At 40.0% G+C, this 24,685-nt stretch carries 17 protein-coding genes, 6 tRNA genes, 3 rRNA genes and 1 pseudogene; 4 read left to right on the forward strand and 23 right to left on the reverse strand.

Annotated elements, in window-relative coordinates; translation table 11 throughout:
- Positions 1-138 precede the first annotated feature (138 nt).
- Both lnu(G) and recJ read left to right on the forward strand, forming a co-directional pair.
- Positions 139-942, forward strand: coding sequence for a lincosamide nucleotidyltransferase Lnu(G) (gene lnu(G), locus MKX73_RS06005; RefSeq protein WP_153863849.1), 804 nt, complete (start codon positions 139-141; stop codon positions 940-942).
- A gap of 280 nt (positions 943-1,222) precedes the next feature.
- The gene (gene recJ, locus MKX73_RS06010) at positions 1,223-2,893 is read left to right on the forward strand and encodes a single-stranded-DNA-specific exonuclease RecJ (protein ID WP_340718857.1); all 1,671 of its coding nucleotides are present in this window, start codon (positions 1,223-1,225) and stop codon (positions 2,891-2,893) included.
- A gap of 352 nt (positions 2,894-3,245) precedes the next feature.
- Here recJ and MKX73_RS06015 read toward each other — a convergent pair whose 3' ends face one another.
- Both MKX73_RS06015 and MKX73_RS06020 read right to left on the reverse strand, forming a co-directional pair.
- Positions 3,246-3,653 carry a hypothetical protein gene (locus MKX73_RS06015; protein WP_340716710.1) on the reverse strand — a complete coding sequence of 136 codons (408 nt, stop codon included), beginning with the start codon at positions 3,651-3,653 and terminating at the stop codon, positions 3,246-3,248.
- A 147-nt stretch (positions 3,654-3,800) separates the two neighbouring features.
- Positions 3,801-4,358 (reverse strand): hypothetical protein, encoded by a 558-nt coding sequence (locus MKX73_RS06020; RefSeq protein ID WP_340716711.1) that lies wholly within the window; start codon positions 4,356-4,358, stop codon positions 3,801-3,803.
- A gap of 219 nt (positions 4,359-4,577) precedes the next feature.
- On the opposite strand from MKX73_RS06020, the gene MKX73_RS06025 reads away from it, so the two are divergent.
- Positions 4,578-4,997 (forward strand): DUF3888 domain-containing protein, encoded by a 420-nt coding sequence (locus MKX73_RS06025; RefSeq protein ID WP_340716712.1) that lies wholly within the window; start codon positions 4,578-4,580, stop codon positions 4,995-4,997.
- 18 nt (positions 4,998-5,015) lie between these two features.
- On the opposite strand, the pseudogene MKX73_RS06030 reads toward MKX73_RS06025, so the two are convergent.
- The 20 genes and pseudogenes from MKX73_RS06030 to MKX73_RS06125 all read right to left on the reverse strand — a co-directional run.
- Positions 5,016-5,198 (reverse strand): annotated as a pseudogene (locus MKX73_RS06030) (cytidine deaminase); the annotation flags it as partial.
- A 218-nt stretch (positions 5,199-5,416) separates the two neighbouring features.
- On the reverse strand, positions 5,417-7,216 hold the full coding sequence (gene glmS / locus MKX73_RS06035; protein ID WP_340716713.1) for a glutamine--fructose-6-phosphate transaminase (isomerizing): 1,800 nt from the start codon (positions 7,214-7,216) through the stop codon (positions 5,417-5,419).
- Positions 7,217-7,918: 702 nt separating this feature from the next.
- A complete protein-coding gene (locus MKX73_RS06040; protein ID WP_251691090.1) occupies positions 7,919-8,443 on the reverse strand; it encodes a type 1 glutamine amidotransferase domain-containing protein in 525 nt (174 codons plus the stop codon).
- Positions 8,444-8,817: 374 nt separating this feature from the next.
- Positions 8,818-10,170, reverse strand: coding sequence for a phosphoglucosamine mutase (gene glmM, locus MKX73_RS06045; protein WP_340716714.1), 1,353 nt, complete (start codon positions 10,168-10,170; stop codon positions 8,818-8,820).
- Positions 10,171-10,251: 81 nt separating this feature from the next.
- The gene (locus MKX73_RS06050; RefSeq protein WP_340716715.1) at positions 10,252-11,262 is read right to left on the reverse strand and encodes a CdaR family protein; all 1,011 of its coding nucleotides are present in this window, start codon (positions 11,260-11,262) and stop codon (positions 10,252-10,254) included.
- Positions 11,255-12,091, reverse strand: a complete 837-nt coding sequence (cdaA, locus tag MKX73_RS06055) for a diadenylate cyclase CdaA (protein ID WP_340716716.1) — start codon at positions 12,089-12,091, stop codon at positions 11,255-11,257. Before cdaA ends, MKX73_RS06050 begins: the two co-directional genes overlap by 8 nt.
- A 209-nt stretch (positions 12,092-12,300) precedes the next feature.
- A complete protein-coding gene (locus MKX73_RS06060) occupies positions 12,301-12,915 on the reverse strand; it encodes an anti-sigma factor family protein (protein ID WP_340716717.1) in 615 nt (204 codons plus the stop codon).
- 13 nt (positions 12,916-12,928) lie between these two features.
- Complete coding sequence (gene sigW, locus MKX73_RS06065) at positions 12,929-13,492, reverse strand: RNA polymerase sigma factor SigW (protein ID WP_008405972.1); 564 nt, start codon at positions 13,490-13,492, stop codon at positions 12,929-12,931.
- A 150-nt stretch (positions 13,493-13,642) separates the two neighbouring features.
- Positions 13,643-14,548 carry an arginase gene (gene rocF, locus MKX73_RS06070; RefSeq protein WP_340716718.1) on the reverse strand — a complete coding sequence of 302 codons (906 nt, stop codon included), beginning with the start codon at positions 14,546-14,548 and terminating at the stop codon, positions 13,643-13,645.
- 193 nt (positions 14,549-14,741) lie between these two features.
- Positions 14,742-14,814: transfer RNA gene (locus MKX73_RS06075), tRNA-Lys, on the reverse strand.
- Between the two features lie 17 nt (positions 14,815-14,831).
- Positions 14,832-14,906: transfer RNA gene (locus MKX73_RS06080), tRNA-Gln, on the reverse strand.
- 13 nt (positions 14,907-14,919) lie between these two features.
- Positions 14,920-15,003 (reverse strand) — tRNA-Tyr (locus MKX73_RS06085).
- A gap of 30 nt (positions 15,004-15,033) precedes the next feature.
- Positions 15,034-15,109, reverse strand: a tRNA-Val gene (locus tag MKX73_RS06090).
- 45 nt (positions 15,110-15,154) lie between these two features.
- Positions 15,155-15,229, reverse strand: a tRNA-Glu gene (locus tag MKX73_RS06095).
- Between the two features lie 131 nt (positions 15,230-15,360).
- Positions 15,361-15,436 (reverse strand) — tRNA-Asn (locus MKX73_RS06100).
- Positions 15,437-15,596: 160 nt separating this feature from the next.
- Positions 15,597-16,886 (reverse strand): alpha/beta fold hydrolase, encoded by a 1,290-nt coding sequence (locus tag MKX73_RS06105; protein ID WP_340716719.1) that lies wholly within the window; start codon positions 16,884-16,886, stop codon positions 15,597-15,599.
- A 96-nt stretch (positions 16,887-16,982) separates the two neighbouring features.
- Positions 16,983-17,615, reverse strand: a complete 633-nt coding sequence (locus tag MKX73_RS06110; RefSeq protein WP_340716720.1) for a FusB/FusC family EF-G-binding protein — start codon at positions 17,613-17,615, stop codon at positions 16,983-16,985.
- A 277-nt stretch (positions 17,616-17,892) separates the two neighbouring features.
- Positions 17,893-18,008, reverse strand: a 5S ribosomal RNA gene (gene rrf, locus MKX73_RS06115).
- A gap of 87 nt (positions 18,009-18,095) precedes the next feature.
- Positions 18,096-21,024, reverse strand: a 23S ribosomal RNA gene (locus MKX73_RS06120).
- 317 nt (positions 21,025-21,341) lie between these two features.
- Positions 21,342-22,898, reverse strand: a 16S ribosomal RNA gene (locus MKX73_RS06125).
- Together the 16S, 23S and 5S rRNA genes form the textbook arrangement of a ribosomal RNA operon.
- 253 nt (positions 22,899-23,151) lie before the next feature.
- Here MKX73_RS06125 and MKX73_RS06130 point away from each other — a divergent pair.
- Positions 23,152-23,796 (forward strand): hypothetical protein, encoded by a 645-nt coding sequence (locus MKX73_RS06130; protein WP_340716721.1) that lies wholly within the window; start codon positions 23,152-23,154, stop codon positions 23,794-23,796.
- A 70-nt stretch (positions 23,797-23,866) separates the two neighbouring features.
- Here MKX73_RS06130 and MKX73_RS06135 read toward each other — a convergent pair whose 3' ends face one another.
- A complete protein-coding gene (locus MKX73_RS06135; RefSeq protein ID WP_340716722.1) occupies positions 23,867-24,547 on the reverse strand; it encodes a KinB-signaling pathway activation protein in 681 nt (226 codons plus the stop codon).
- Positions 24,548-24,685 lie beyond the last annotated feature (138 nt).

Here is a 24,685-nt window from a genome sequence, read left to right on the forward strand (position 1 = left end):
TGTAAGACTGAATAGCTAAAAAGGCTACTTAGTTTTATTTGAGTATCGTAAAGAGTGACATGACTAATCCTTCCAACATTATATGGGAGGATTTTTTATTATTCTCCCAGAATCAAAATAAAGAAAGAAGGAATCGAATTGTTAAAACAAAAAGAACTAATGGCAAGGGTTAAGGAACTTGTCCAGTCAGATGAACGAATATCTGCTTGTATGATGTATGGGTCTTTTACAAAAGGAGAGGGAGATCAATACTCTGATATAGAATATTATGTTTTTCTGAAAGATGATACAATTTCCACCTTTGATTCAGCAAAATGGCTAAATGAAGTCGCTTCCTACCATTTACTCTATCAAAATGAGTACGGTACGGAAGTAGTAATTTTTGAAAATCTAATACGTGGTGAATTTCATTTCCTTTCCGAAAGCGAAATGAATATTATTCCTTCATTCAAAGAATCAGGCTACATTCCTGACACAAAAGCAATGTTTATTTATGATGAAACAGGACAATTAGAATTGTATTTATCAGGGTTGGAAGGTTCGGGACCAAATAGACTTACAGAAGAAAACGTAAATTTTTTATTGAATAATTTTTCCAACCTATGGTTAATGGGGATTAATGTTCTTAAAAGAGGGGAATATGCACGTTCACTGGAAATTTTATCTCAATTACAAAAAAATATACTGCAACTCATTCGAATTGCGGAAGAAAATGCCGATAATTGGTTTAATATGACAAAGAATCTTGAAAAAGAAATTAGTCCTGAAAACTATGAAAAGTTTAAAAAGACTACTGCCCGATTAAATGAATTAGAACTATATGAAGCCTATAAGAACTCTTTGCTTCTCGTTATGGAATTTCGAAATCTTGTTGAAAAACAGTATCAGTTAACCGTTAGCAATGAATTTTTCGAAAAACTGTTACATTATATGAATGAATAGAAAAAAACTTATTGTGCTATCGGGTGCTTTAGTTGAATAAAACATTATTATTTAATAGAACTTCCAGAAAAATGGAAGTTCTAATTTTTTACCTTATATCAACAATAAACTTTAACATAGCCAAGAGAATAGATATTTCGACTAATGCCGAATTTTTATCAGTAATCCTTATTTCCCAGAAGGAAAAGAATTATACGTATAAACTTTTTAAAATTTGTCAAACATGACATTCATATGAACAAAACAGTCGAGGAAAAAACTTCATTGGAGATGTTTATTGATGAACTATAAAAGCACGAAAACATGGATAGAAGTAAATCCTTCGTTAGAATCGCACCCCAATAAAAACCTCATTCATTATTTAGCGAGAAGTACATGTTTAGATCCTCTTCTGATGTATGAGATTTATAAACAAGGGTTCAAAACAGAAGAGCAAGTATGGAAATTTTTATTCCCTTCCATTAATCATTTACATGACCCCTTTTTAATGAATGATATGATGAAGTCAGTAGTACGCATCATTCAAGCAATGAAACGTAAAGAATCAATTCTGATTTTCGGCGATTACGATTTGGATGGTATTAGCTCATCTACACTTTTATATACTTGTTTAAAGTTTTTTGGGGCAGATGTGTCAATTCGCTTACCGATTAGACACGAAGGATATGGCATTTCCACCAAAGCAATAGAAGAAATATCTAATAAAGGAATCGCACTTATCATTACCGTAGATAATGGTTCAAGTGCTCATGATGCAATGAAAGCGGCAAAAGAAAAAGGCATCGAGGTAATTGTTACAGATCATCACGAAATATTGGGTAAACATCCCGATTGTTATGCTTTTATCAATCCGAAAAGATCTGATAATTTATACCCGTATCCAAATCTTTCTGGAGCAGGGGTTGCGTTTAAATTAGTACAGGCGTTGTTTCAAGTTACAGCTACGTTATCTTGGGAAAAACACATGTGGGATTTTGCTGAGATGGCTGCACTTGGGACAATTGCGGATTTAATGCCATTAGATGGAGAAAATCGGGTGATCTGTACTCTTGGAATTCATAAAATGAACAGCAATCCTCAACCGATTTTAAAAAAACTAATCGATTTGCTTCGTATATCGTATGTTGATAGCTCAAAAATTGGTTTTCAAATTGCACCTATTTTTAATGCGATTGGACGAATTGACGATCCAAATAGAGCCACTTTGGCGTTGACGAATCCACATACGAGTGAAAAAGAACTAAAAGATTTAATTGCAATAAATAGTGTACGGCAGACTTTATCAAAGAACCAATATCTATTAGCTGAAGAAATAATTTTAACAAACGGCTGGAATCATGATCGAATTATTGTTGTTGAAGGTGACTTTCACCATGGAATTATTGGAATCATTGCAGCAAGAATCACAGAGAATTTTCAAAAACCCGCCATCGTTATTACTCAATCAGGAACAGGCTCAGCAAGAACGGTGCAAGGAACGGATTTCTCAATTATTCAACCAATTAAAAGTTGTTCGGAGTTTTTAGTAAAATATGGTGGTCACGAAGGTGCGGCAGGATTGACTATTGAAATGGATAAAATCGAATCATTCAGAAGAGCGATTCAATTAGTAGTTGAAAATGAACCTATAAAACAACCCATCATCCAATATATTAATCAAATGGATATAAAAAAATTCCCTCAGATGTTATTCAATGATTTAGCTGCATTAGAGCCATTCGGTATGGGAAATCCGAAACCTATCTTCTACTGCCCAATGACAAGCGACTTAAAATATGAACTATTCGGAAAGCTTAACGACCACGTTAAGTTAACCATTCATAAAAAAGAATTGTTGGCATTCTCAAAGGGCCGATATTTACAAGATAAATGGTCTTCACTCGAATTTTTATATACGCCCAATTGTTGGAAAGATAAGAACTTTCTCATTCATGATCTTCGGTCAATTTAAAAGAAAAACATGACCAAAAGTTGAGAATTAGGGTCATGTTAATTTGGCATAAATAAAAAACTCTTCTTAACAGGTTCAGTTGATGGAAGAAAAATATGAAAAACAATGTGGATTTGCAACAATAGGGATATGCATGATTTTATGCAAGAAAGTCAATGACGCAGCGTCCCCAAAAACATGCTTAAACCGTGGCCAAAAGGGAATTTTATATAAATGCATATAACTATGCATAAGCAATGTACCAATAGTAAAAGCAGAAACGTTGATTTAACAACATTCCTGCTTTTTTTGTGTATCCCCAAACTTTCATTTGGGAACGTTATTTGAATACAACTTGTATAAATTGGAACTGTTATTCATTAGACGATTCGACTCTAGAAATTACCCCGCTATACATAGCTTTCCAGCTACCGTCGTCTTCTATTTCAGTTTGATATAATTCTAGAGTACCTTTATACAAATGCCCTTCAACATCTTTTTTAAATTCGAATAACTCAGGTTGTTGTCTTAATTCATCTAAGTTGGCATAATATACTTCAGTTTTATAAATAGGTAATCCAGAAGGTGTGTGTAAATCTTCTTCCGTAGTTAAGTAGGAAACACCTTGGGAATCTAAAACTGTTAGAGTTTGAACCTCCGTAGAATAATAGTCGTCTTTTAATTCTTTCAAATGTGTAACTGCATAAGCACTATTTGAAAATGTAAAAATACCACAAGCCAATACTGCTGATAGTGAAAATAAACTTAATTTCTTTTTCACCAATATCCCCCTTCCAATAATTGTATATATCTATATTACACTATATAGGTTCAAAATCCTTCCCAAAAGTGTCATTTGGGAGTTATTAAGATTTGTTTTGTATACGTTATAAATACTTGTTTCACTAAAGCGTTAGGTAAATAAGGATTATTTAGAATCAATCGAATTTGCTATTTGGACGAGTATTTCAGGTGTTACTTCATCGGAAACATCTTCATCAACACTAAACACATATTGCCAATGATCTGTTTCGAATATCAACAATTTAAAACCAAGGAATAAATCTCCAGTATATATTGCATTATTCCCATTTTTTAATTTAATCTCTTTAGATTTATACTTTTCAAACGGGATTTTATGTTGAATAGGTCGCACATCAATCTTAAAGTGATTATTAGGAAAATGTTCACTTATAAATGTAACCTCAAGAGTGTCATTTGCTTCGCCATCTAAATCACTAAACCTGCCCCAGTAATGCGTAAAGCTAATTGGTGGTACTCTTATTGGTAACATAAGCTCTTGATTAAAATGTTGTTCAAAATCGTCTACTGCTGCATCTACCGATTTGTACCCTATTTCAGGATATATTTCCTCAAAAGGTGGAGGAATATCGTTTGTATTCCCAGAAACATGTCCATCATTTATTCCCAAAATTAAGAAACTTAATAAATATAAGAAAAGAGGAAAAATTTTATTCAACTTCATCACCCTAAATATTATTTAGTTTTATTTTGTCCAGTTTAGTTACAACAATTCTTATTCAAGTAAAACGCTGCTGTAATTGAATTCCATAATGCACCCAAAGCGTCGTTTGGGAATTTAATTAAGTAAAAGCCATTAAGGTCGTACTAAATATAAAAAAATTTTGTATTAGTTATTCTCCTTTAGTGAAAGATAACAAGAAAAGTGAAGGATGAATGAGTTATGAGAAAATTATTTCTACTTGTGCCTTTAACAATGCTTATACTTATAATGGACATCCAAGCCCAAGAAAATTTACCAACCAGTACACCTCCTACTAGAGAAAATATAATGGAAGATGCAGTTATTGACTTACTACAACCTCAAATGTATTCAGCGGTTGAAAAACACTATGGAACTACCAATGAAATTGGTTTCATGTGCTTAAGAGTAGTAGAAATTAAAAAGCTAGATCATTCAGGTTCTTGGTTATTCGAAGTTAAGTTAGACGGATTGACCTATACAGGAACACATAATCCACTTGATATTTTTACGGTAACAGTAAAAAAAGATGAGTCAACCTTAGGCAAGTGGTCTCTTCAGGACTATAACGTAAGAAAATTTGATTCGAATGAAAAAACTGAATGCAGAATTCCTGCTTAACCAAGCGATGTTTGGGAACTATATTTTTTGCCACTGTTCAGTCATTTCTTCGTAATATGTATCTGTCCAATGGTAAGGTTGTAGTTCGTTTAATGTTTTAAAAATGATTGCTTATGTATCATTTGAAATGGCACATTTCACTTGGAAATCCCAGTAAAACAACCGTTCTTGACAGACTCCACAAGGCGTAAGCACCTTTAATGGTGTCAACCCCCTTTAATTATCTGTAAATACAGATAAACATAAAAGAGCACGACCCCATAAAAACCTGGGTCGTGCTTTAGATTAAATTTTCTTATTGAATATATCAGTTCCCAACTTTTTTGTTCAGTTCCCGACTTTTTTGTCCAGTTCCCGACTTTTTTGTCTAGTTCCCGACTTTTTTGTCTTTCAACAGCGAACGGTTTATATATTCAACTCTATTCAACCGTAACTGATTTTGCCAGGTTACGAGGTTTATCAACGTCACAACGACGGTGAAGTGCAGCATAGTAGCTGATTAATTGTAATGGTACAACAGATACTAGAGGTGTTAATAGTTCATGTACTGAAGGGATGACTAAACGGTCGCCCTCTTCTTCCATGCCTTCCATTGCAATAATACATGCATTGGCACCGCGCGCCACTACTTCCTTCACGTTTCCGCGAATGTTGAGCGCCACACTCTGTTGTGTTGCTAACGCAAAGACTGGTGTACCTTCTTCGATTAATGCAATTGTACCGTGTTTTAACTCACCACCGGCAAAACCTTCTGCCTGAATGTATGAGATCTCTTTAAGTTTTAATGCACCTTCAAGTGATACACAGAAGTCCATATTACGACCGATGAAGAATGCATTGCGTGCGATTTTTAAATAATCTTCGGCAATCTGTTCCATTTCTTCTTTAGAGTCGATAATTGTCTGGATGCCGTTTGCAACGATCGCCAGCTCCTGTTTTAAATCAAAGTCCAGTTCCATTCCTAATTCTTTTGCAACTGCATAGGCAGCTACTGCTAAAACAGCTACTTGAGCAACATAAGCTTTTGTAGATGCTACAGCAATTTCCGGACCGGCATGTAATAGTAATGTGTAATCCGATTCACGTGAAAGTGTTGAGCCTTGTACGTTCGTTACAGTTAACGCTTTGTAGCCAAGCTCTTTGATTTTTACTAATACTTGACGGCTGTCCGCTGTTTCACCTGATTGTGAAATGAAGATAAATAAAGGTTTTTTCGATAGCAACGGCATATTATAGCCAAACTCGCTTGAAATGTGTACTTCAACTGGAATACCAGCGATTTTTTCGAAATACTGTTTTCCGATCAAACCGGCATGATAACTTGTTCCTGCCGCAATAATATATAGACGGTCAGCTTCTGCTAATGCTTTTAAAATATCTGCATCAACCGTCACATCTTCTCCCTGTTCATATGCTTGAATAATTTTGCGGATAACAGTAGGCTGCTCATCCATTTCTTTTAACATATAGTGAGGGTATGTTCCTTTTTCGATATCAGAAGCATCCAATTGTGCTGTATATGGTGCACGCTCAACAACACGGCCATTTAATGTTGTGATTTCTACTTTATCTTTACGTACGATTACAACTTCTTTATCGTGCAATTCGATAAACTGGTCAGTTACCTGCAGCATCGCCATTGCGTCTGAAGCGATAACGTTGAAGTCTTCACCAACACCTACTAATAACGGTGATTTGTTTTTCGCTACATAAATTGTTTCCACATCTTCATTATCCAAAAGCGCCAATGCATAAGAACCGTGCACTAATGATAATGTTTTACGGAATGCATCTAAAGTAGATAAGCCTTCTTTTGCAAATAAATCGATTAACTGTACGATAACTTCCGTATCAGTATCGGAGTTCATCTGAATTCCTTTAAGATATGCTTTTTGTAACAAATGATAGTTTTCGATAACCCCATTGTGTACAAGCGTATAGCGGCCTGTTGCACTTGTATGTGGGTGAGCATTTAAGCGGTTAGGTACACCGTGAGTTGCCCAACGTGTATGCCCAATTCCTACAGCTGCTTCCACATCGCCATCAACTGCTTTACGTAAATCTGCAATACGTCCTTTTTCTTTGAAAACTGTTACGCCTTCTTCATTGTGTACAGCGATCCCTGCAGAATCATAGCCGCGGTATTCCAGTTTCTCTAAACCTTTTAATAAAATTTCTTTAGCGTCCAATACGCCGTTATATCCTACAATTCCACACATAATCCGTTTCCTCCAATGTAATAGCTACATCCAAGCACATTTAGGCAACACAAAAGCAGACTACGAAATCTGCCTTTTTTCGCCTAGTGCACTTTAGAAAGGTTGACCTGAAGGTGATGTTTGCTCTCGTTTAGCAAAGCTTGCACTCATCGGTAACGTTCCAGCTCTTTTTTTAAAAAGGTGATGTAGCTGAATATTATTTTTAATTGTATGCCGTTTCGCTTTTCTGTCCAAAGAATCGCTTCTCTGTTTTAAAACGAAAGTTACAACCGGGCATGTGCGATCGGGAGGCATCCGCCGAAATTTCGATAAACCTCCACCTCGTCAACTAAGGATTGCATCCGCTCGATTTCCTTAGTTCTGGCGCTATTATTGTTTTCCGATTTTGTATGCGCGATTTTCTCTCCTTTTGCGCAGCTCAACGATTTCCATTTACTGAGCATTTACATCATACACATAAACAATTTCACCGTCAATCCTACTCTATCATTTTAAGCGCTCCACATAAAAAATTTCCCTTTAAAAAGTAAGGATTCCCCATAACAAATGTGAACTTTCCCCGCAAGAAAAAATATCCCGTTTTGACCTGGAAGTAGAAGTTTGTAATAGCAGGTAGTTGTCATTCCCACTGTTTACAAGACTCACTCCACATGACATCAAAACGGGATATGCACTATTTTCTATCGTATGCAAAGAGCTCGATTAAAGCCCCTTCTCTTCTAATAAATTTACAATTTCTCGGTTAAATGCAGGTAAATCATCCGGTGTGCGGCTTGTTACAAGCTGTTTTTGACAAACGAATACTTCTTCATCATGGAATTTTACCCCTGCATATTCCATATCGACTTTAATCGATTTATAGCCTGTCGCATCGCGTCCCTCTAATGACTTTGCTGTAATTAGCAGCTGTGGTCCATGGCAAATTGCAAAGACAGGTTTCTTCTCATCCATAAAATACTTTGCAAATGCTACAACACGCTCATCATCACGCAGTAAATCCGGCGAAAAACCACCTGGAATAAATAACGCATCGAAGTCCTGCGGGTTTGCCTCTGCTACCCCTTTATCAATCTGAACTGTCGCCTCGCCATTTTTACCAGTAACCGATTTATTGCCTTCTTTATCGATCGTTACAATTGTATGCCCTGCAGCCTCTAGTGCCTGTTTCGGACTTGTGAACTCCACATCTTCAAACTTGTCAGTAATTAATGTTGCAATTTTAGCCAATGTAAAACACTCCTTCGTCTTATTAGGATACTTTATTTTGTTTCCCATAATTCTTGAAAATGAAACATATTTACATGAGTCACGTTTCTTTATTAGAGCAAATGTTAATAGTTTCAAATCGATTTCAACAAATGGTAGAACAGTTTAAGTATTCATTAGAACAGTAAAATTTATAACTGGTTTTAAGCGGAAAAAGGTTATTTTGTCATCTTGAGTGAACCTGGAGTTCATTTTATTAGAATAGTGGAGGTGATATGAGAAGAACGGTATGTTATTAGAACTTTTTTATGGAATTTCTAACCCGCATATTGGAAAATTCATTATAAAAACACCGGAAGCAATGTTTCCATTGCTTCCGGTGCTGTCCAGTCAATTTATTCAGCTAAACCCATTTCTGTACGAACTACATCTGCAATGCGTGCTACATAGTTTTCGCAAGCCTCTTCAGAAGCTGCTTCCACCATAACGCGTACTAAAGGCTCCGTACCTGAAGGGCGTACTAATACACGGCCATTTCCTGCCATTTCCGCTTCTACTTCAGCGATGACAGCGGCAACTTTTTCATTTTGTGTAACAGCATGTTTGTCTGTTACACGCACGTTTACTAATTTCTGCGGGTAAATCGTCATTTCCGCCGCAAGTTCAGAAAGTTTTTTACCTGTTGCCTTCATAATATTCACTAACTGAATACCTGTCAGCAAACCGTCGCCTGTCGTATTGTAATCTAAAAATACGATGTGACCCGATTGCTCGCCACCTAAGTTATAATCATTTGCACGCATTTCTTCCACAACATAGCGGTCTCCAACTGCTGTTTGAACACTTGTCATTTCGTTGTCTTCAAGCGCTTTGTAGAAGCCCATGTTACTCATAACTGTAGAAACTATCGTGCCTTTGTTTAAGCGGCCTTTTGCGTGTAAATATTTTCCGATGATGAACATAATCTGGTCACCGTCAACAATCGTACCGTTTTCATCTACAGCGATTAAACGGTCGCCATCTCCATCAAATGCTAAACCGACATCCGCGCCGCGCTCCGCGACAAATGCAGCTAATTTTTCAGGATGTGTTGAACCGACACCTTCATTGATGTTCAGTCCATCCGGTGAAGCGCCCATTGTTGAAATATCTGCCTCTAAATCTGCAAATAAATGAGTCGCTAAAGAAGAAGTTGCACCATGCGCACAGTCTAATGCCACATGTAATCCTTCAAAATCTTCTTCAACTGTTTGTTTTAAGTATGAAATATATTTTTGTCCACCTTCAAAGTAGTCTGTTACTGAACCAACAGCAGCACCTACTGGGCGTGGTAATGTATCTTCTTCTGCATCAAGAATACGTTCAATTTCTTCTTCTTGTGCATCCGTTAATTTAAAGCCGTCCGGACCGAAAAATTTGATGCCGTTATCTGCGACAGGATTATGAGATGCTGAAATCATGACACCTGCTTCAGCATTCATGACACGTGTAAGATACGCAACACCCGGTGTACTAATTACACCTAAACGCATAACTTCTGCTCCAATTGAAAGAAGACCTGCAACAAGTGCACCTTCAAGCATCTCCCCAGAAATACGTGTATCGCGTCCAATTAATACTTTCGGGCGATCTTTAGCATCCTTCGTCAGCACGTAGCCGCCAATACGGCCTAGTTTAAATGCCAACTCTGGTGTTAGTTCACTATTTGCGACACCGCGAACGCCATCTGTTCCGAAATATTTACCCATTTACTTTCTCTCTCCTTCAACGCTTGAAATACCATACGTTTTTAAATTTACCACCTAAAGTGGATTACTATTTATTGATAGTTAGTTTCCATCTGTATCTTCATTGTTAGAATCATTATCTGCTTCACTATCTTTTTCCTGTTCACGAACCGGCTCACCGCTCACATTTGCGCGTACCGTTAGTTTATCTTGTGATAACTTGGTAGCTCCTGTCGGAAGCTCGATTTTAAATTCGTACGGACCGGATTTTTTTATTTTTGAAACATCGACGTCTACAACAACTTCTTTTAATGAATCCACTACAGATTTCGAACCATATACCGTTATGTCAGATTTTTCCAGGGATATATTGTCAATTGTAAGCCCCTCTACTGGTTCCCCAATTTCATTGATTTTAATCGGGACTTCTTTACTATATTCATTTATTTCTACTTTTACATTGACCTTATCCGGATTAATGCTGACATCGAGCTTATTCAAATCACGGTCGAGTACCTTTACAGTCGCTTCCTGCTCAAATGATTCATTCAAATCTTTCTCGCCTGAAACTGTCGCCTTTACATAACTTATGTTATCAATGACGCTCTTCGCTCCTGTTACTGCTACTTTCGACGGTTCTGCCGTCATCTCGTCCAGTATGAAGTTTTCAGCTAAAAGGCGGTTATTCATTTCCGGCTCTACACGAAACTGTTCTGTAACCTTTTCCTCAATCGTTATATTAATAATTCTAGGCTCAATTGACACATCCAGTTTTTCGGAAAAGTTTTCTTGATGTATTGTAACGCTATGTTCCCCAATTAACAATGAGTTTAAATCGACAAAGAGTTTGAAATCTTTTTCAAGCTTTGTTTTCATTACAATTTGTTTCGGTCCTGAAATTTTCACATCGACCGTTTCAGGGAGCCCTGTAACAAATAGGTTATCAGAATCATAGTACACTTCCAATGGTACATTTGTGATGACATCTGTTTCATTGGATGGACCCGAGTCCGTTTCTCGTTTTTCTTCTGTTTGAATATACAGGAAGAGGGCTACCGCTAAAAACAAAGCGGTTAAACGGAGCATCCATGAGCTATCAAATATTTTATCCATTCTTTTTCCCTCCCCAAGTCCACTTAGATGCTAAGTTAGAATCTTGCTCAGGGCCAAACCACAATTTACGCAGTAATTCTTCAAATTCTGTAATAGTGAGATTACGGTGTAAATTACCGTTAGCTGTTATACTAATCGCACCTGTTTCTTCTGATACAACAACAGTAATTGCATCTGTCACTTCACTTAACCCAAGTGCTGCCCGGTGACGAGTACCAAGTTCTTTGGATATAAATGCACTTTCTGACAAAGGCAAGTAACATGCCGAAGCGGCTATTTGGTTTTTCTGTATAATTACGGCCCCGTCATGTAACGGTGTATTTGGGATGAAAATATTAATCATTAATTCAGAAGAAATGGCGGCATCCATCTTAATGCCCGTTTCTACATATTCATTTAATCCTGTATCTTTTTCAATCGAAATAAGTGCTCCAATTCGGCGTTTTGCCATATAACTTACAGACTTTTTCATCGCTTCGACTAAGCGTGTCTGTTCATCTTCCTGCTGGTTATTCGTTCGCTGGAAAATCTTGCCTCGTCCTATTTGCTCAAGTGCTCGGCGAATTTCCGGCTGGAATATAATAATAATAGCTAAGAAACCCCAGTCAATTACTTCTTGCAGCAACCAGTCGAGGGTGTCCAAACCGAAAACGTAGGTAGCAAATTTCGCTAACACCACAATTAATAACCCTTTCAATAATTGAACGGCTTTCGTTCCTTTAATGAGGGTCAATGCTTTATAAACTACGTACCATACGAGCAGTACGTCCAGTACTTTAAAAATCATATCTACAGCAGCAATGTCTGTAAATTGCTCAATTATTTGCATGTGGCATCCCCCACCTTTACTTGCTATTCCATCTTGATTTTAGTATAGCACAATTCTGTCAGTGATTAACTTTCCAAACAGAAAAAAGTCTACCCGAACGAGTAGACTTTTCCTTTCTATACTAGAACGGCTTTTTTTTAAAAAAAGTTCCGATTTATTTAGAAAATATTATTTCTTATTGTATTTGCGGTAATAATAATTGCACATTATTACTTTTCAAAAACAGCGATTGTTTTATTGAAGCCGTCTTTAATTTTGTACCAAAGCCATTCGAACATTTCATCGATTTCCTCTACTTGCCCTGTAACGACTGCCGTAGATGCCATGTAGTTGCCATTGATAACCGTAATATTGCCGTCTACTTCCCCTTCGACAATAATGTCTCCATTTTTCACAACGATGTCACCTTTTACAACTTCACCGACCGGTACTGTTACCGTCTGTCCTTCAACAACTAAATTAGGCTGTTTCGTCACATAGAAATGATCATCATTCGGGAAACTGCCCAGCAATGTAGCGCTCATACATAAAAAGAATACTGCTGCAGCTACAAGTACAGGATGCTGACGGAACCAACGTTTAATGCCGGCAGAACTTTTGCGTTTCGGTAAACGACTTATCACTTGATCCTCAAAGCTCGGAGGGGCAGTAATATGTGCTGCACTCTTGATAAACGCAACCGTGTCACTTAATTCATGCATATGTTGTTGGCAATCAGGGCATGTTTGTAAATGCTGCTTCAATATTTGTTCATGCTCACGACTAATATCACCATCTAAATATTCGTGCATATAATCCACGAATTCTGATGCACACGTTTTCATGCGTATCTTCCTCCTACAAATTGTTTAACTGCTTTCTTAACGCTTCACGGCCACGGTGAATACGGGTTTTAACTGTACCTAAAGGCATATCCAAAATTTCGCTTATTTCCTGAAGGGACAGCTCTTCAATATATTTTAATACAATGACCGATCGATACTTATCGGGAAGGCGGCTGATTTCATACTGTATTCGGTCCTGAAGTTCCATCTGCTCAACAGCCTCTTCCGGCAACTGCTCATCTGCGGCAATTTGAGAATACATATCCAGTCCCTCTGTACCGGCTACTTCCGCATCTAAATAATAATCGGGCTTCTTTTTACGAATACGGTCAATGCAGAGATTTGTTCCGATTCGGTAAAGCCATGTTGAAAATTTTCGATTTTGATCATACGAATGTAAATTAATATAGGCACGTATGAATGCCTCTTGTGCGATATCTTCTGCTTCCTGTTTATTTCCAAGCATTCGATAGCACACTTGATACAGCTTGTGCTGGTAGAGGTTAACGATGTCGGCATATGCGTTTTGGTCACCTTTAAGCACTTGCTTTATTCTTTTATTAACTAACGCATCCATTTGTCTTTCCTCTCCACCTTTTCAGCTGTTCTATATATACGGATTGCTTTTTAAAAGGTTTCATTTTCTCTAAAAATTTTTTTCCACCCATAAATATGTGCCTTTATTATAACAAACTTCGTAACGACCAATCGAATTTTTTCGTAATAATCATACTAAAGTTTCGCCAAATAAAGAGCCGATTAATGCAACTGCCAGCTCTGCTGTTTTATTTCGCTCATCCAATATAGGATTTACTTCTACAAACTCCGCCGATGTCATCAGTCCGGATTCCTGAATCATTTCCATCGCCAAATGACTTTCCCGATAAGTGATTCCACCTGCTACAGGTGTCCCTACACCAGGAGTATATAGAGGATCTAACGCGTCCAAATCAAGTGATAAATGAAGCCCGTCTATTTGCAGCTGCTTAAAATATTTTAGAGTTTCTTCCATTACATATGTCATTCCAAGGCGATCGATTTCGTGCATTGTGTATATTTTAATCCCCCGCGCTTTAATTAGCTCCCGTTCCCCTTCATCGATGGAACGTCCGCCAATTATAACTATGTTTTCGGCTTTGATTTTAGGATCTGCATGTAAAATTGACGTCAGCCTTTCATGTCCTAGCCCGATACTTGTTGCTAATGGCATTCCATGAATATTTCCTGACGGCGTTGTTTCCGGTGTATTTAAATCTGCATGGGCATCAAACCAGATGACACCCAGATTTTTATATTTCATCGATAAGCCCGCCAATGTACCAATTGCAATACTGTGATCGCCCCCTAAAACAAGCGGTATGTAATCCTTTTTTACAACGTTATACACTTTTTCGGCAAGTGCTGTATTGACCTTAATTACTTCTTCAAGATTAAGCAGCTTTTCATCTTTTGATACAGCTGCATCCCCTTCAATAACTTGAATATTTCCTTCATCTTCCACTTCATAGCCAAGATTGGCCAAACGCTGCTGCACACCTGCATATCGGATGGCACTCGGGCCCATATCTACCCCACGGCGTTGTTGTCCATAGTCACATGGTACCCCTACGATTGAAATTTTCTGATTCATCATTTCTGCATCCCCTAACATGTTGTCGTTTATTCTTTCTTTTCTGTTCTATTCTATTCTCGGCTCATCCTCCTATAGAATTTCGAGTAACTAAACGATTTTCCCTCTTTAAATGCAAAAAATCCTTTACTTATAAATAAGTAAAGGATTGTTATTTTTGATATTTAAGTACACTTCTAAGTTTATAAAATAAAAGTGAGCCATGAAGGACTCGAACCTTCGACCCTCTGATTAAAAGTCAGATGCTCTACCAACTGAGCTAATGGCTCATAAAAAATAAAAAAAATGGCTGGGGTACCTGGATTCGAACCAGGGCATGACGGAATCAAAATCCGTTGCCTTACCGCTTGGCTATACCCCAAACATTTTATAGATGGTGGAGGGGGACGGATTCGAACCGCCGAACCCTAAGGAGCGGATTTACAGTCCGCCGCGTTTAGCCACTTCGCTACCCCTCCGACAAATGATGCAACACTGTTAAAGTTGAATGGTGGAGGATGACGGGCTCGAACCGCCGACCCCCTGCTTGTAAGGCAGGTGCTCTCCCAGCTGAGCTAATCCTCCATACATAACAAGTGTTACTGCTTTATTTTTTTATGAAGCCTTAAATGGTGACCCGTACGGGATTCGAACCCGTGTTACCGCCGTGAAAGGGCGGTGTCTTAACCACTTGACCAACGGGCCGTTATATAAGTTGTTCTCTTTAAGACAAGATTTATAATATCATCAATCTTTATATAGTGCAAGCCTTTTTTAAAAACTTTTTTTAAAAAAGTTTTATTGATTATTTTATAATAATAAAAAGGCAAAAAAAATGGCTCCGAAGGCAGGACTCGAACCTGCGACCTGCCGGTTAACAGCCGGATGCTCTACCAACTGAGCTACTTCGGAACGCTACTATTATACAGTGATGTACAAGCCATCTTTCGTACATTTATTATTATAGCAACGTTTAAAATTTATACAAGTAGTTTTTTGAAATAATTTGAACATTTTATTTATAATGCTTTTCTTCTATTAGAAATGCCTCATTATAATGACTTATTGTTTTCTAATACCGCTTTATAAACTCGACAATTTCATCGATTAAGCCATTTGCGAGTGGTAAATCGGGATTGGAATAGCTCGCAATATTTTGTTCTCGGTCGCCTTCTATTTCTTTTAACACATGATTCATCTTACTGAAATAATGTATTATCGCCTGATCATTTGCTGCATATAAGTTTTCTGCATCTGTTTCGGTTACTTGAATATCTTTTCTCCCTTGAAGAATAATAACCGGAACATCAACATTCCCTATTTCGTGCTGGGGATCGTATTTAAGCCATGAAATCATATATGGCTGAACAGATGGTCTAAATAATGATTGAAGCTGTGCAGGCACTGTTTCCACCTCTTTACCCGCTTTTAATTGCTGCAGTATTTTTTCCGATTCCGCCAGTAGATTCGGGGTTAGGCTTGCTGACAATTGTTCCATCAAAACCTCATCTGCCGGTCTGCCGATACCTGCAACCGAAATTAGAGAGGCTACGTCATTTTGCTGGGCAGCAATGGTCATTATTAATGCACCTTCACTGTGCCCTAATAAATGAATTTCATTAAAGCGGTCATCCTTTTCAGCATAATCTACAATGGATTTTACATCCTCTACATATACATCGAATGTCAAATCCTCTTCTTTTTTAATTAGTGCCGTATTATCACCGACTCCACGCTTATCGAAACGAATGGAAGCAATCCCTACCTCCGCTAAGCTTTCTGCAATCATCTTTAAGCTATTATTCGAACCAGCACCTACTGTATTGCCGTCTTTATTTGTAGGACCTGACCCTGCATGGATGATAACAAGTTCTCCCGTAGCTTTATCAGGCATTTCCAACGCTGCTTTAAGCTCTCCGCCGGAAACAGGAATCAATAGCTCCTTATACATAACAGGTGTTTCTGTATAAGGCTTTAACATAATAGGAAAGGATTGGCCGTTTTGCGTAAACGTTCCTTCCATTACTTCATTCTTAAGCGTCCCGGCAATTTTAATTAGTGATCCGGCCAAATTAATGGTGATTGCCACCTCCGACTCATTATACTTAATTGATTCAAATGCAAAATCACTGATTCCTTGTGCTGGTACGGAAATACTTCCGCTCGACTCTTCCAAATTTAAAATAATCTCAAGTGGAGACTGCGGAATTTCAATCATCCCTTGCCACTTTCCTAATAGCGCTTCTTCCATATGCACAACCTCCTGCTTCGTTTGATTTTCTGCTGTTGGCTTATCTGTACTTTCACTATTACAGGCTGACAGCAATAACACAACAGCTAAACTATAAGCAATTTTTCTCATGGCTCAATCCTCCCCAATTTGATTCTTAATTTCCTTTACGGTTAGAAAAGGGAAAAGTTTCAAAATAAAAAGCCATCAATAATGATGACTTTATTTTCATATTAAATTACGGGCCACAAAATCCTGAAGTTTTTCATAATCACTGACCTTTTGATTACATAGTTGTGAATCATCACAAATGTAGTTGCTGTAAGATGTATAATTATCACTATTGCCCTTTACTGTAGCTGTAAACAAATGAACTGAACTGTGCTGATTACAAATCGAACAGACACCTTTAATAGGATTGTGGGCATCTACAACTCCACGCAATGCCGTATATTGACCTTCCTTTTCCAGTACAATATATTGGCGGTTTGTCCCCTTATCAACCCATGACAGATAACTTATTGCTTGCCAATCAATCACTTCTAGTTTAGGCAACTTCAGCTTTTTATCCTTTTTAAATAGCTTTTGCAATCCTTGCTCGGAAATTGATTTAAACGGAATAGTATATGACTTTAAGCTTTGGAAAAATAGATCTGCCCCGACGGTATCCTCAACCGTTTCCACTTCTTTGATAATATCTTCATTTACATGCGTCAGTTTTTCTCTTAGCTCTGTAATTGCCAGCTCCCGTACAGCCGCTACAATTTTCTTATCATTTGATGCCAGTTTTGCCTTCAATATTTTATTTACTTGTTGCTCAATTAATCGTAAGTCCACTACTGTTAAAAATGGTGCTGTCATGTTGCTTCCTCCAATGTTTTGCCTTGTAAGACATTTTACATTCATTAATCGTATTTCTTTCTGCTTTAATGGTCAACTACTAAAGCAATCCTCGTTTAAGGCATGCAAATTAATTTCATTCAAATATAAGAAAAACCAAAGAAGGCAGTCATTATTTAAGACTCCATCTTTGGTTTATTGTGTTATGAGTTTACTCTTTATATTGTATAGTAGCATATATATAATCTTCAATAATATAAAAAAGCCACTACTGACTAAATCAGCAGCGACTTTTTGAGCGAAGCGACGTCCTACTCTCACAGGGGGAAGCCCCCAACTACCATCGGCGCTAAAGAGCTTAACTTCCGTGTTCGGTATGGGAACGGGTGTGACCTCTTTGCCATCATCACTTCACTATAGTGGGCTTTAAAAAGCCTATGTAAAAGAATTTTCATTCTTTCAAAACTGGATAAACGTTTCATTGAATTTGTGCAATAAAATGTGGTTAAGTCCTCGACCGATTAGTATTCGTCAGCTGCATGCGTCGCCGCACTTCCACCTCGAACCTATCTACCTGATCGTCTTTCAGGGGTCTTACTTACTTGCGTAATGGGAAATCTCATCTTGAGGGGGGCTTCATGCTTAGATGCTTTCAGCACTTATCCCGTCCATACATAGCTACCCAGCGATGCCTTTGGCAAGACAACTGGTACACCAGCGGTATGTCCATCCCGGTCCTCTCGTACTAAGGACAGCTCCTCTCAAATTTCCTACGCCCACGACGGATAGGGACCGAACTGTCTCACGACGTTCTGAACCCAGCTCGCGTACCGCTTTAATGGGCGAACAGCCCAACCCTTGGGACCGACTACAGCCCCAGGATGCGATGAGCCGACATCGAGGTGCCAAACCTCCCCGTCGATGTGGACTCTTGGGGGAGATAAGCCTGTTATCCCCGGGGTAGCTTTTATCCGTTGAGCGATGGCCCTTCCATGCGGAACCACCGGATCACTAAGCCCGTCTTTCGACCCTGCTCGACTTGTAGGTCTCGCAGTCAAGCTCCCTTATGCCTTTACACTCTACGAATGATTTCCAACCATTCTGAGGGAACCTTTGGGCGCCTCCGTTACTCTTTAGGAGGCGACCGCCCCAGTCAAACTGTCCGCCTGACACTGTCTCCTACCCCGCTAAGGGGCATGGGTTAGAAGTTCAATACAACCAGGGTAGTATCCCACCGACGCCTCCTTCGAAGCTGGCGCTCCGAGATCTCTGGCTCCTACCTATCCTGTACAAGTTGTACCAAAATTCAATATCAGGCTACAGTAAAGCTCCACGGGGTCTTTCCGTCCTGTCGCGGGTAACCTGCATCTTCACAGGTACTATAATTTCACCGAGTCTCTCGTTGAGACAGTGCCCAGATCGTTACGCCTTTCGTGCGGGTCGGAACTTACCCGACAAGGAATTTCGCTACCTTAGGACCGTTATAGTTACGGCCGCCGTTTACTGGGGCTTCAATTCACAGCTTCGCTTGCGCTAACCGCTCCTCTTAACCTTCCAGCACCGGGCAGGCGTCAGCCCCTATACGTCACCTTACGGTTTTGCAGAGACCTGTGTTTTTGCTAAACAGTCGCCTGGGCCTATTCACTGCGGCTTCTCTAGGCTATGCACCCAAAGAAGCACCCCTTCTCCCGAAGTTACGGGGTCATTTTGCCGAGTTCCTTAACGAGAGTTCTCTCGCACACCTTAGGATTCTCTCCTCGACTACCTGTGTCGGTTTGCGGTACGGGCACCTCTCACCTCGATAGAGGCTTTTCTTGGCAGTGTGAAATCAGGAACTTCGCTCATACGAGCTCGTCATCACAGCTCAACGTTATAGTATGCGGATTTGCCTACATACACGCCTTACTGCTTGAACACGCGCAACCAACGGCGTGCTTACCCTATCCTACTGCGTCCCCCCATTTCTCAAACGGTGAGGAGGTGGTACAGGAATATCAACCTGTTGTCCATCGCCTACGCCTATCGGCCTCGGCTTAGGTCCCGACTAACCCTGAGCGGACGAGCCTTCCTCAGGAAACCTTAGTCATACGGTGCATGGGATTCTCACCCATGTTTCGCTACTCATACCGGCATTCTCACTTCTAACCGCTCCACCAGTCCTTCCGGTCTGACTTCAACGCTGTTAGAACGCTCTCCTACCACGCATACTCAAAGTATGCATCCACAGCTTCGGTGAATCGTTTAGCCCCGATACATTTTCGGCGCAGCGTCACTCGACCAGTGAGCTATTACGCACTCTTTAAATGATGGCTGCTTCTAAGCCAACATCCTGGTTGTCTAAGCAACGCCACATCCTTTTCCACTTAACGATTACTTGGGGACCTTAGCTGGTGGTCTGGGCTGTTTCCCTCTTGACTACGGATCTTATCACTCGCAGTCTGACTCCCGTGTATAAATATCCGGCATTCGGAGTTTGTCTGAATTCGGTAAAGCGAGATGCCCCCCTAGTCCAAACAGTGCTCTACCTCCGGTATTCTCAATCACGAGGCTAGCCCTAAAGCTATTTCGGAGAGAACCAGCTATCTCCAGGTTCGATTGGAATTTCTCCGCTACCCACACCTCATCCCCGCACTTTTCAACGTGCGTGGGTTCGGGCCTCCAGTGAGTGTTACCTCACCTTCACCCTGGACATGGGTAGATCACCTGGTTTCGGGTCTACGACCACGTACTAATTCGCCCTATTCAGACTCGCTTTCGCTGCGGCTCCGTCTTCTCAACTTAACCTCGCACGTAATCGTAACTCGCCGGTTCATTCTACAAAAGGCACGCTATCACCCATTAACGGGCTCTAACTACTTGTAGGCACACGGTTTCAGGATCTATTTCACTCCCCTTCCGGGGTGCTTTTCACCTTTCCCTCACGGTACTGGTTCACTATCGGTCACTAGGTAGTATTTAGCCTTGGGAGATGGTCCTCCCGGATTCCGACGGAATTTCACGTGTTCCGCCGTACTCAGGATACACTCTGGAGGGAATGAACTTTTGACTACAGGGCTTTTACCTCGTTTCGCGGACCTTTCCAAGTCGCTTCGTCTAATTCATTCTTTTGTAACTCCGTATAGAGTGTCCTACAACCCCAAAGAGCAAGCTCTTTGGTTTGGGCTCTTCCCGTTTCGCTCGCCGCTACTCAGGGAATCGAATTTTCTTTCTGTTCCTGCAGGTACTTAGATGTTTCAGTTCTCTGCGTCTGTCTTCAACACGCTATGAATTCACGTGAAGATACTATCCGATTAAAGATAGTGGGTTCCCCCATTCGGAAATCCCCGGATCAAAGCTTACTTACAGCTCCCCGAGGCATATCGGTGTTAGTGCCGTCCTTCATCGACTCCTAGTGCCAAGGCATCCACCGTGCGCCCTTATTAACTTAACCAAAAGTTAACACTTGGAACTTGTCCAAGATTTAAGTTTACACGTCAATTGCTTGACTTGTTTAAAAATCTATAAAATAGAAATTTGATTTATTGCTTTCAATGTCGTTTTATCCAGTTTTCAAAGAACGAAGCAGCTGACTTCAATCACATCGTGACAAAGCTTCACTGATTTTGCTTCATGCAGCTTTGCGACGAAAGCGCAAGCGTCAGGAGCAAGGTTTTGAAGTATTTCATTCATTTAAGAATGAACCTTCAAAACTGAACAGCAAACGTTAATGTTTCATTCCCCAAGGGAATGATTCCGAAAAATCCTTAGAAAGGAGGTGATCCAGCCGCACCTTCCGATACGGCTACCTTGTTACGACTTCACCCCAATCATCTATCCCACCTTCGGCGGCTGGCTCCATAAAGGTTACCTCACCGACTTCGGGTGTTACAAACTCTCGTGGTGTGACGGGCGGTGTGTACAAGGCCCGGGAACGTATTCACCGCGGCATGCTGATCCGCGATTACTAGCGATTCCGGCTTCATGTAGGCGAGTTGCAGCCTACAATCCGAACTGAGAACGGTTTTATCGGATTAGCTCCCCCTCGCGGGTTGGCAACCGTTTGTACCGTCCATTGTAGCACGTGTGTAGCCCAGGTCATAAGGGGCATGATGATTTGACGTCATCCCCACCTTCCTCCGGTTTATCACCGGCAGTCTCCTTAGAGTGCCCAACTGAATGATGGCAACTAAGAATAAGGGTTGCGCTCGTTGCGGGACTTAACCCAACATCTCACGACACGAGCTGACGACAACCATGCACCACCTGTCACCGTTGCCCCCGAAGGGGAAACTATGTCTCCATAGTGGTCACCGGGATGTCAAGACCTGGTAAGGTTCTTCGCGTTGCTTCGAATTAAACCACATGCTCCACCGCTTGTGCGGGCCCCCGTCAATTCCTTTGAGTTTCAGTCTTGCGACCGTACTCCCCAGGCGGAGTGCTTAATGCGTTAGCTGCAGCACTGAGGGGCGGAAACCCCCCAACACTTAGCACTCATCGTTTACGGCGTGGACTACCAGGGTATCTAATCCTGTTTGCTCCCCACGCTTTCGCGCCTCAGTGTCAGTTACAGACCAGACAGTCGCCTTCGCCACTGGTGTTCCTCCAAATCTCTACGCATTTCACCGCTACACTTGGAATTCCACTATCCTCTTCTGCACTCAAGTTCCCCAGTTTCCAATGACCCTCCCCGGTTGAGCCGGGGGCTTTCACATCAGACTTAAGGAACCACCTGCGCGCGCTTTACGCCCAATAATTCCGGACAACGCTTGCCACCTACGTATTACCGCGGCTGCTGGCACGTAGTTAGCCGTGGCTTTCTAACAAGGTACCGTCAAGGTAGCGCCAGTTACTACGCTACTTGTTCTTCCCTTGCAACAGAGTTTTACGAACCGAAATCCTTCTTCACTCACGCGGCGTTGCTCCATCAGACTTTCGTCCATTGTGGAAGATTCCCTACTGCTGCCTCCCGTAGGAGTCTGGGCCGTGTCTCAGTCCCAGTGTGGCCGATCACCCTCTCAGGTCGGCTACGCATCGTTGCCTTGGTGAGCCGTTACCTCACCAACTAGCTAATGCGCCGCGGGTCCATCTTATAGTGACAGCCGAAACCGTCTTTCAACTTTCAAACATGTGTTAAAAAGTATTATTCGGTATTAGCCCCGGTTTCCCGGAGTTATCCCAATCTATAAGGTAGGTTACCCACGTGTTACTCACCCGTCCGCCGCTAAAATTTTAAAGGTGCAAGCACCAATAAAATTTCCGCTCGACTTGCATGTATTAGGCACGCCGCCAGCGTTCGTCCTGAGCCAGGATCAAACTCTCCATAAAAGTAGTTTGAAAGCTCATTTGCTTTGCTAGCGATCCAACTTCGTTAGAAGTTGAAATCTATTGTTTGCTTCATTTAAGAAGCTTGTTTCATTAACGTTGCTTGTTCAGTTTTCAAGGTTCATTTTGTTTCGTTTGTCGCGTCATCTCTTGGCGACCTACTTATAGTATCACCCCCTTGTTATATCCGTCAACACTTTTTCATAAGTTTTTTATATAAACACGTTTAATACTAATTGAAAGTGGGTAGTAAAACATGTACAAAACTTTGGTATCACTGGTTTTATGCTTATTTTTAGTTTTTATCTATTTTGATGATAAAAATAGTATTTCCCCTGTATTTCAATTAACAGAAGCCCCTGCAGTCATCACAAAAGGTCAGCTTGGGCAAAGCTTAATCATTGAGTTAAGTTATTCCCACAAAGGTTTTGAAGACTGGATTACAAATCTTCGTGAACCATACCCGCTTATATTGGCTGATAGCGACTGGTTGCTACGAAGTCCAGATTTGGTAAAGATGCTGAGGGAAAAAAATATTCGTGTCGGATTGCTTGGTTCTAATAGTGATCAATACGAGGATAAGAATCTATTAAAAAAAGAAATTGCAATCTATGAAAAAACGTTTTACAAAAAACCGCTCTGGTTTGCAACCGCCGATTATAAAGTCGATACTTCCATGCAAACTGCTTTACATGAGCTGGGAATTAATATCGTTGCTCCGACATATACGTTTCCTATAGAAGAAAGTAAAATTCCTGAAGGTTCATTTGTTAGCATTCCTCTACACCGAGATAAGGAAGTTTCATTTGAAGAAATCAATAAATTTATTAAGACGCATAAATTTATATCTATTGAGCAAAATATATTTGGCTATGAAATTTCTACAAAGCGTTATCCTTAAGTTGAAGAATCTACTATATAACTAAAAAAGGGCTGACACGAAATTTTTCATTTCTGTGACCGCCCTTTTTTTACGCTTTTGCAGTTTTGGCTGTTTCTTTTCTTGCTTTACGGCGCTCTTCCAACCGTTTTCGATCTTCTTCTGATTGTGCATTGTATTTTGGCAGCATTAAAATTTGGTATGCATTAACGGCTACTAATGGGAATAATAATAGTGCGACATATACATCAATATTATCTTGTCTTCCCATTAAAGCAATGATCCATTCCAAAGATGTAATAACAATCATGAAAAACAATGTTGAAATCAGCACATGCGGCTTTTGAGTCATTTTGATTTTTTTAATTGCTGTCCATATCGCCGCAACTATCAGCACTGCAAGTAAGAAACCATAAAAGATCCAGTCTCCCGCTGCATTTGCTCCTGGTGCGAAACGGAAAACAATAATATCGATCAAGACGATAATTATTAATAAGACTTGAATCCAATTCCAAAGTGTTAACGATCTAAATATATTGACCCCGACTTGATGTAATGTCAAATAAGCGAAAAATCCTGCTTGTGCCATTACACTCATCGTCATCCCTAATACGATATTCCAAACTACTGCAGCAAGAAATTCCGTGATTTCTCCGTTCGCTAAGTATGGCTGGTAAAAGTCCCAACGAATAATTAACGAGGCAACTGCATTAACTAAACCACCGATTACTAATGCCCAAAAAGCAAACTTTACCCAGTTCCGTATCGTCACGAACAAATTCCCCCATTTTTTAATATATCTTGTATATTTTATCAATTCGATGTCAAAAAAGCGACCTCTCATAAAACATGTTACATATAATTTGTAAAATTGTGAACAATAAGCGAAAGCGCATAAATGAAGAAAGGT

The organism is Solibacillus sp. FSL W7-1436 (assembly GCF_038007305.1).
Classification (GTDB): Bacteria; Bacillota; Bacilli; order Bacillales_A; family Planococcaceae; genus Solibacillus.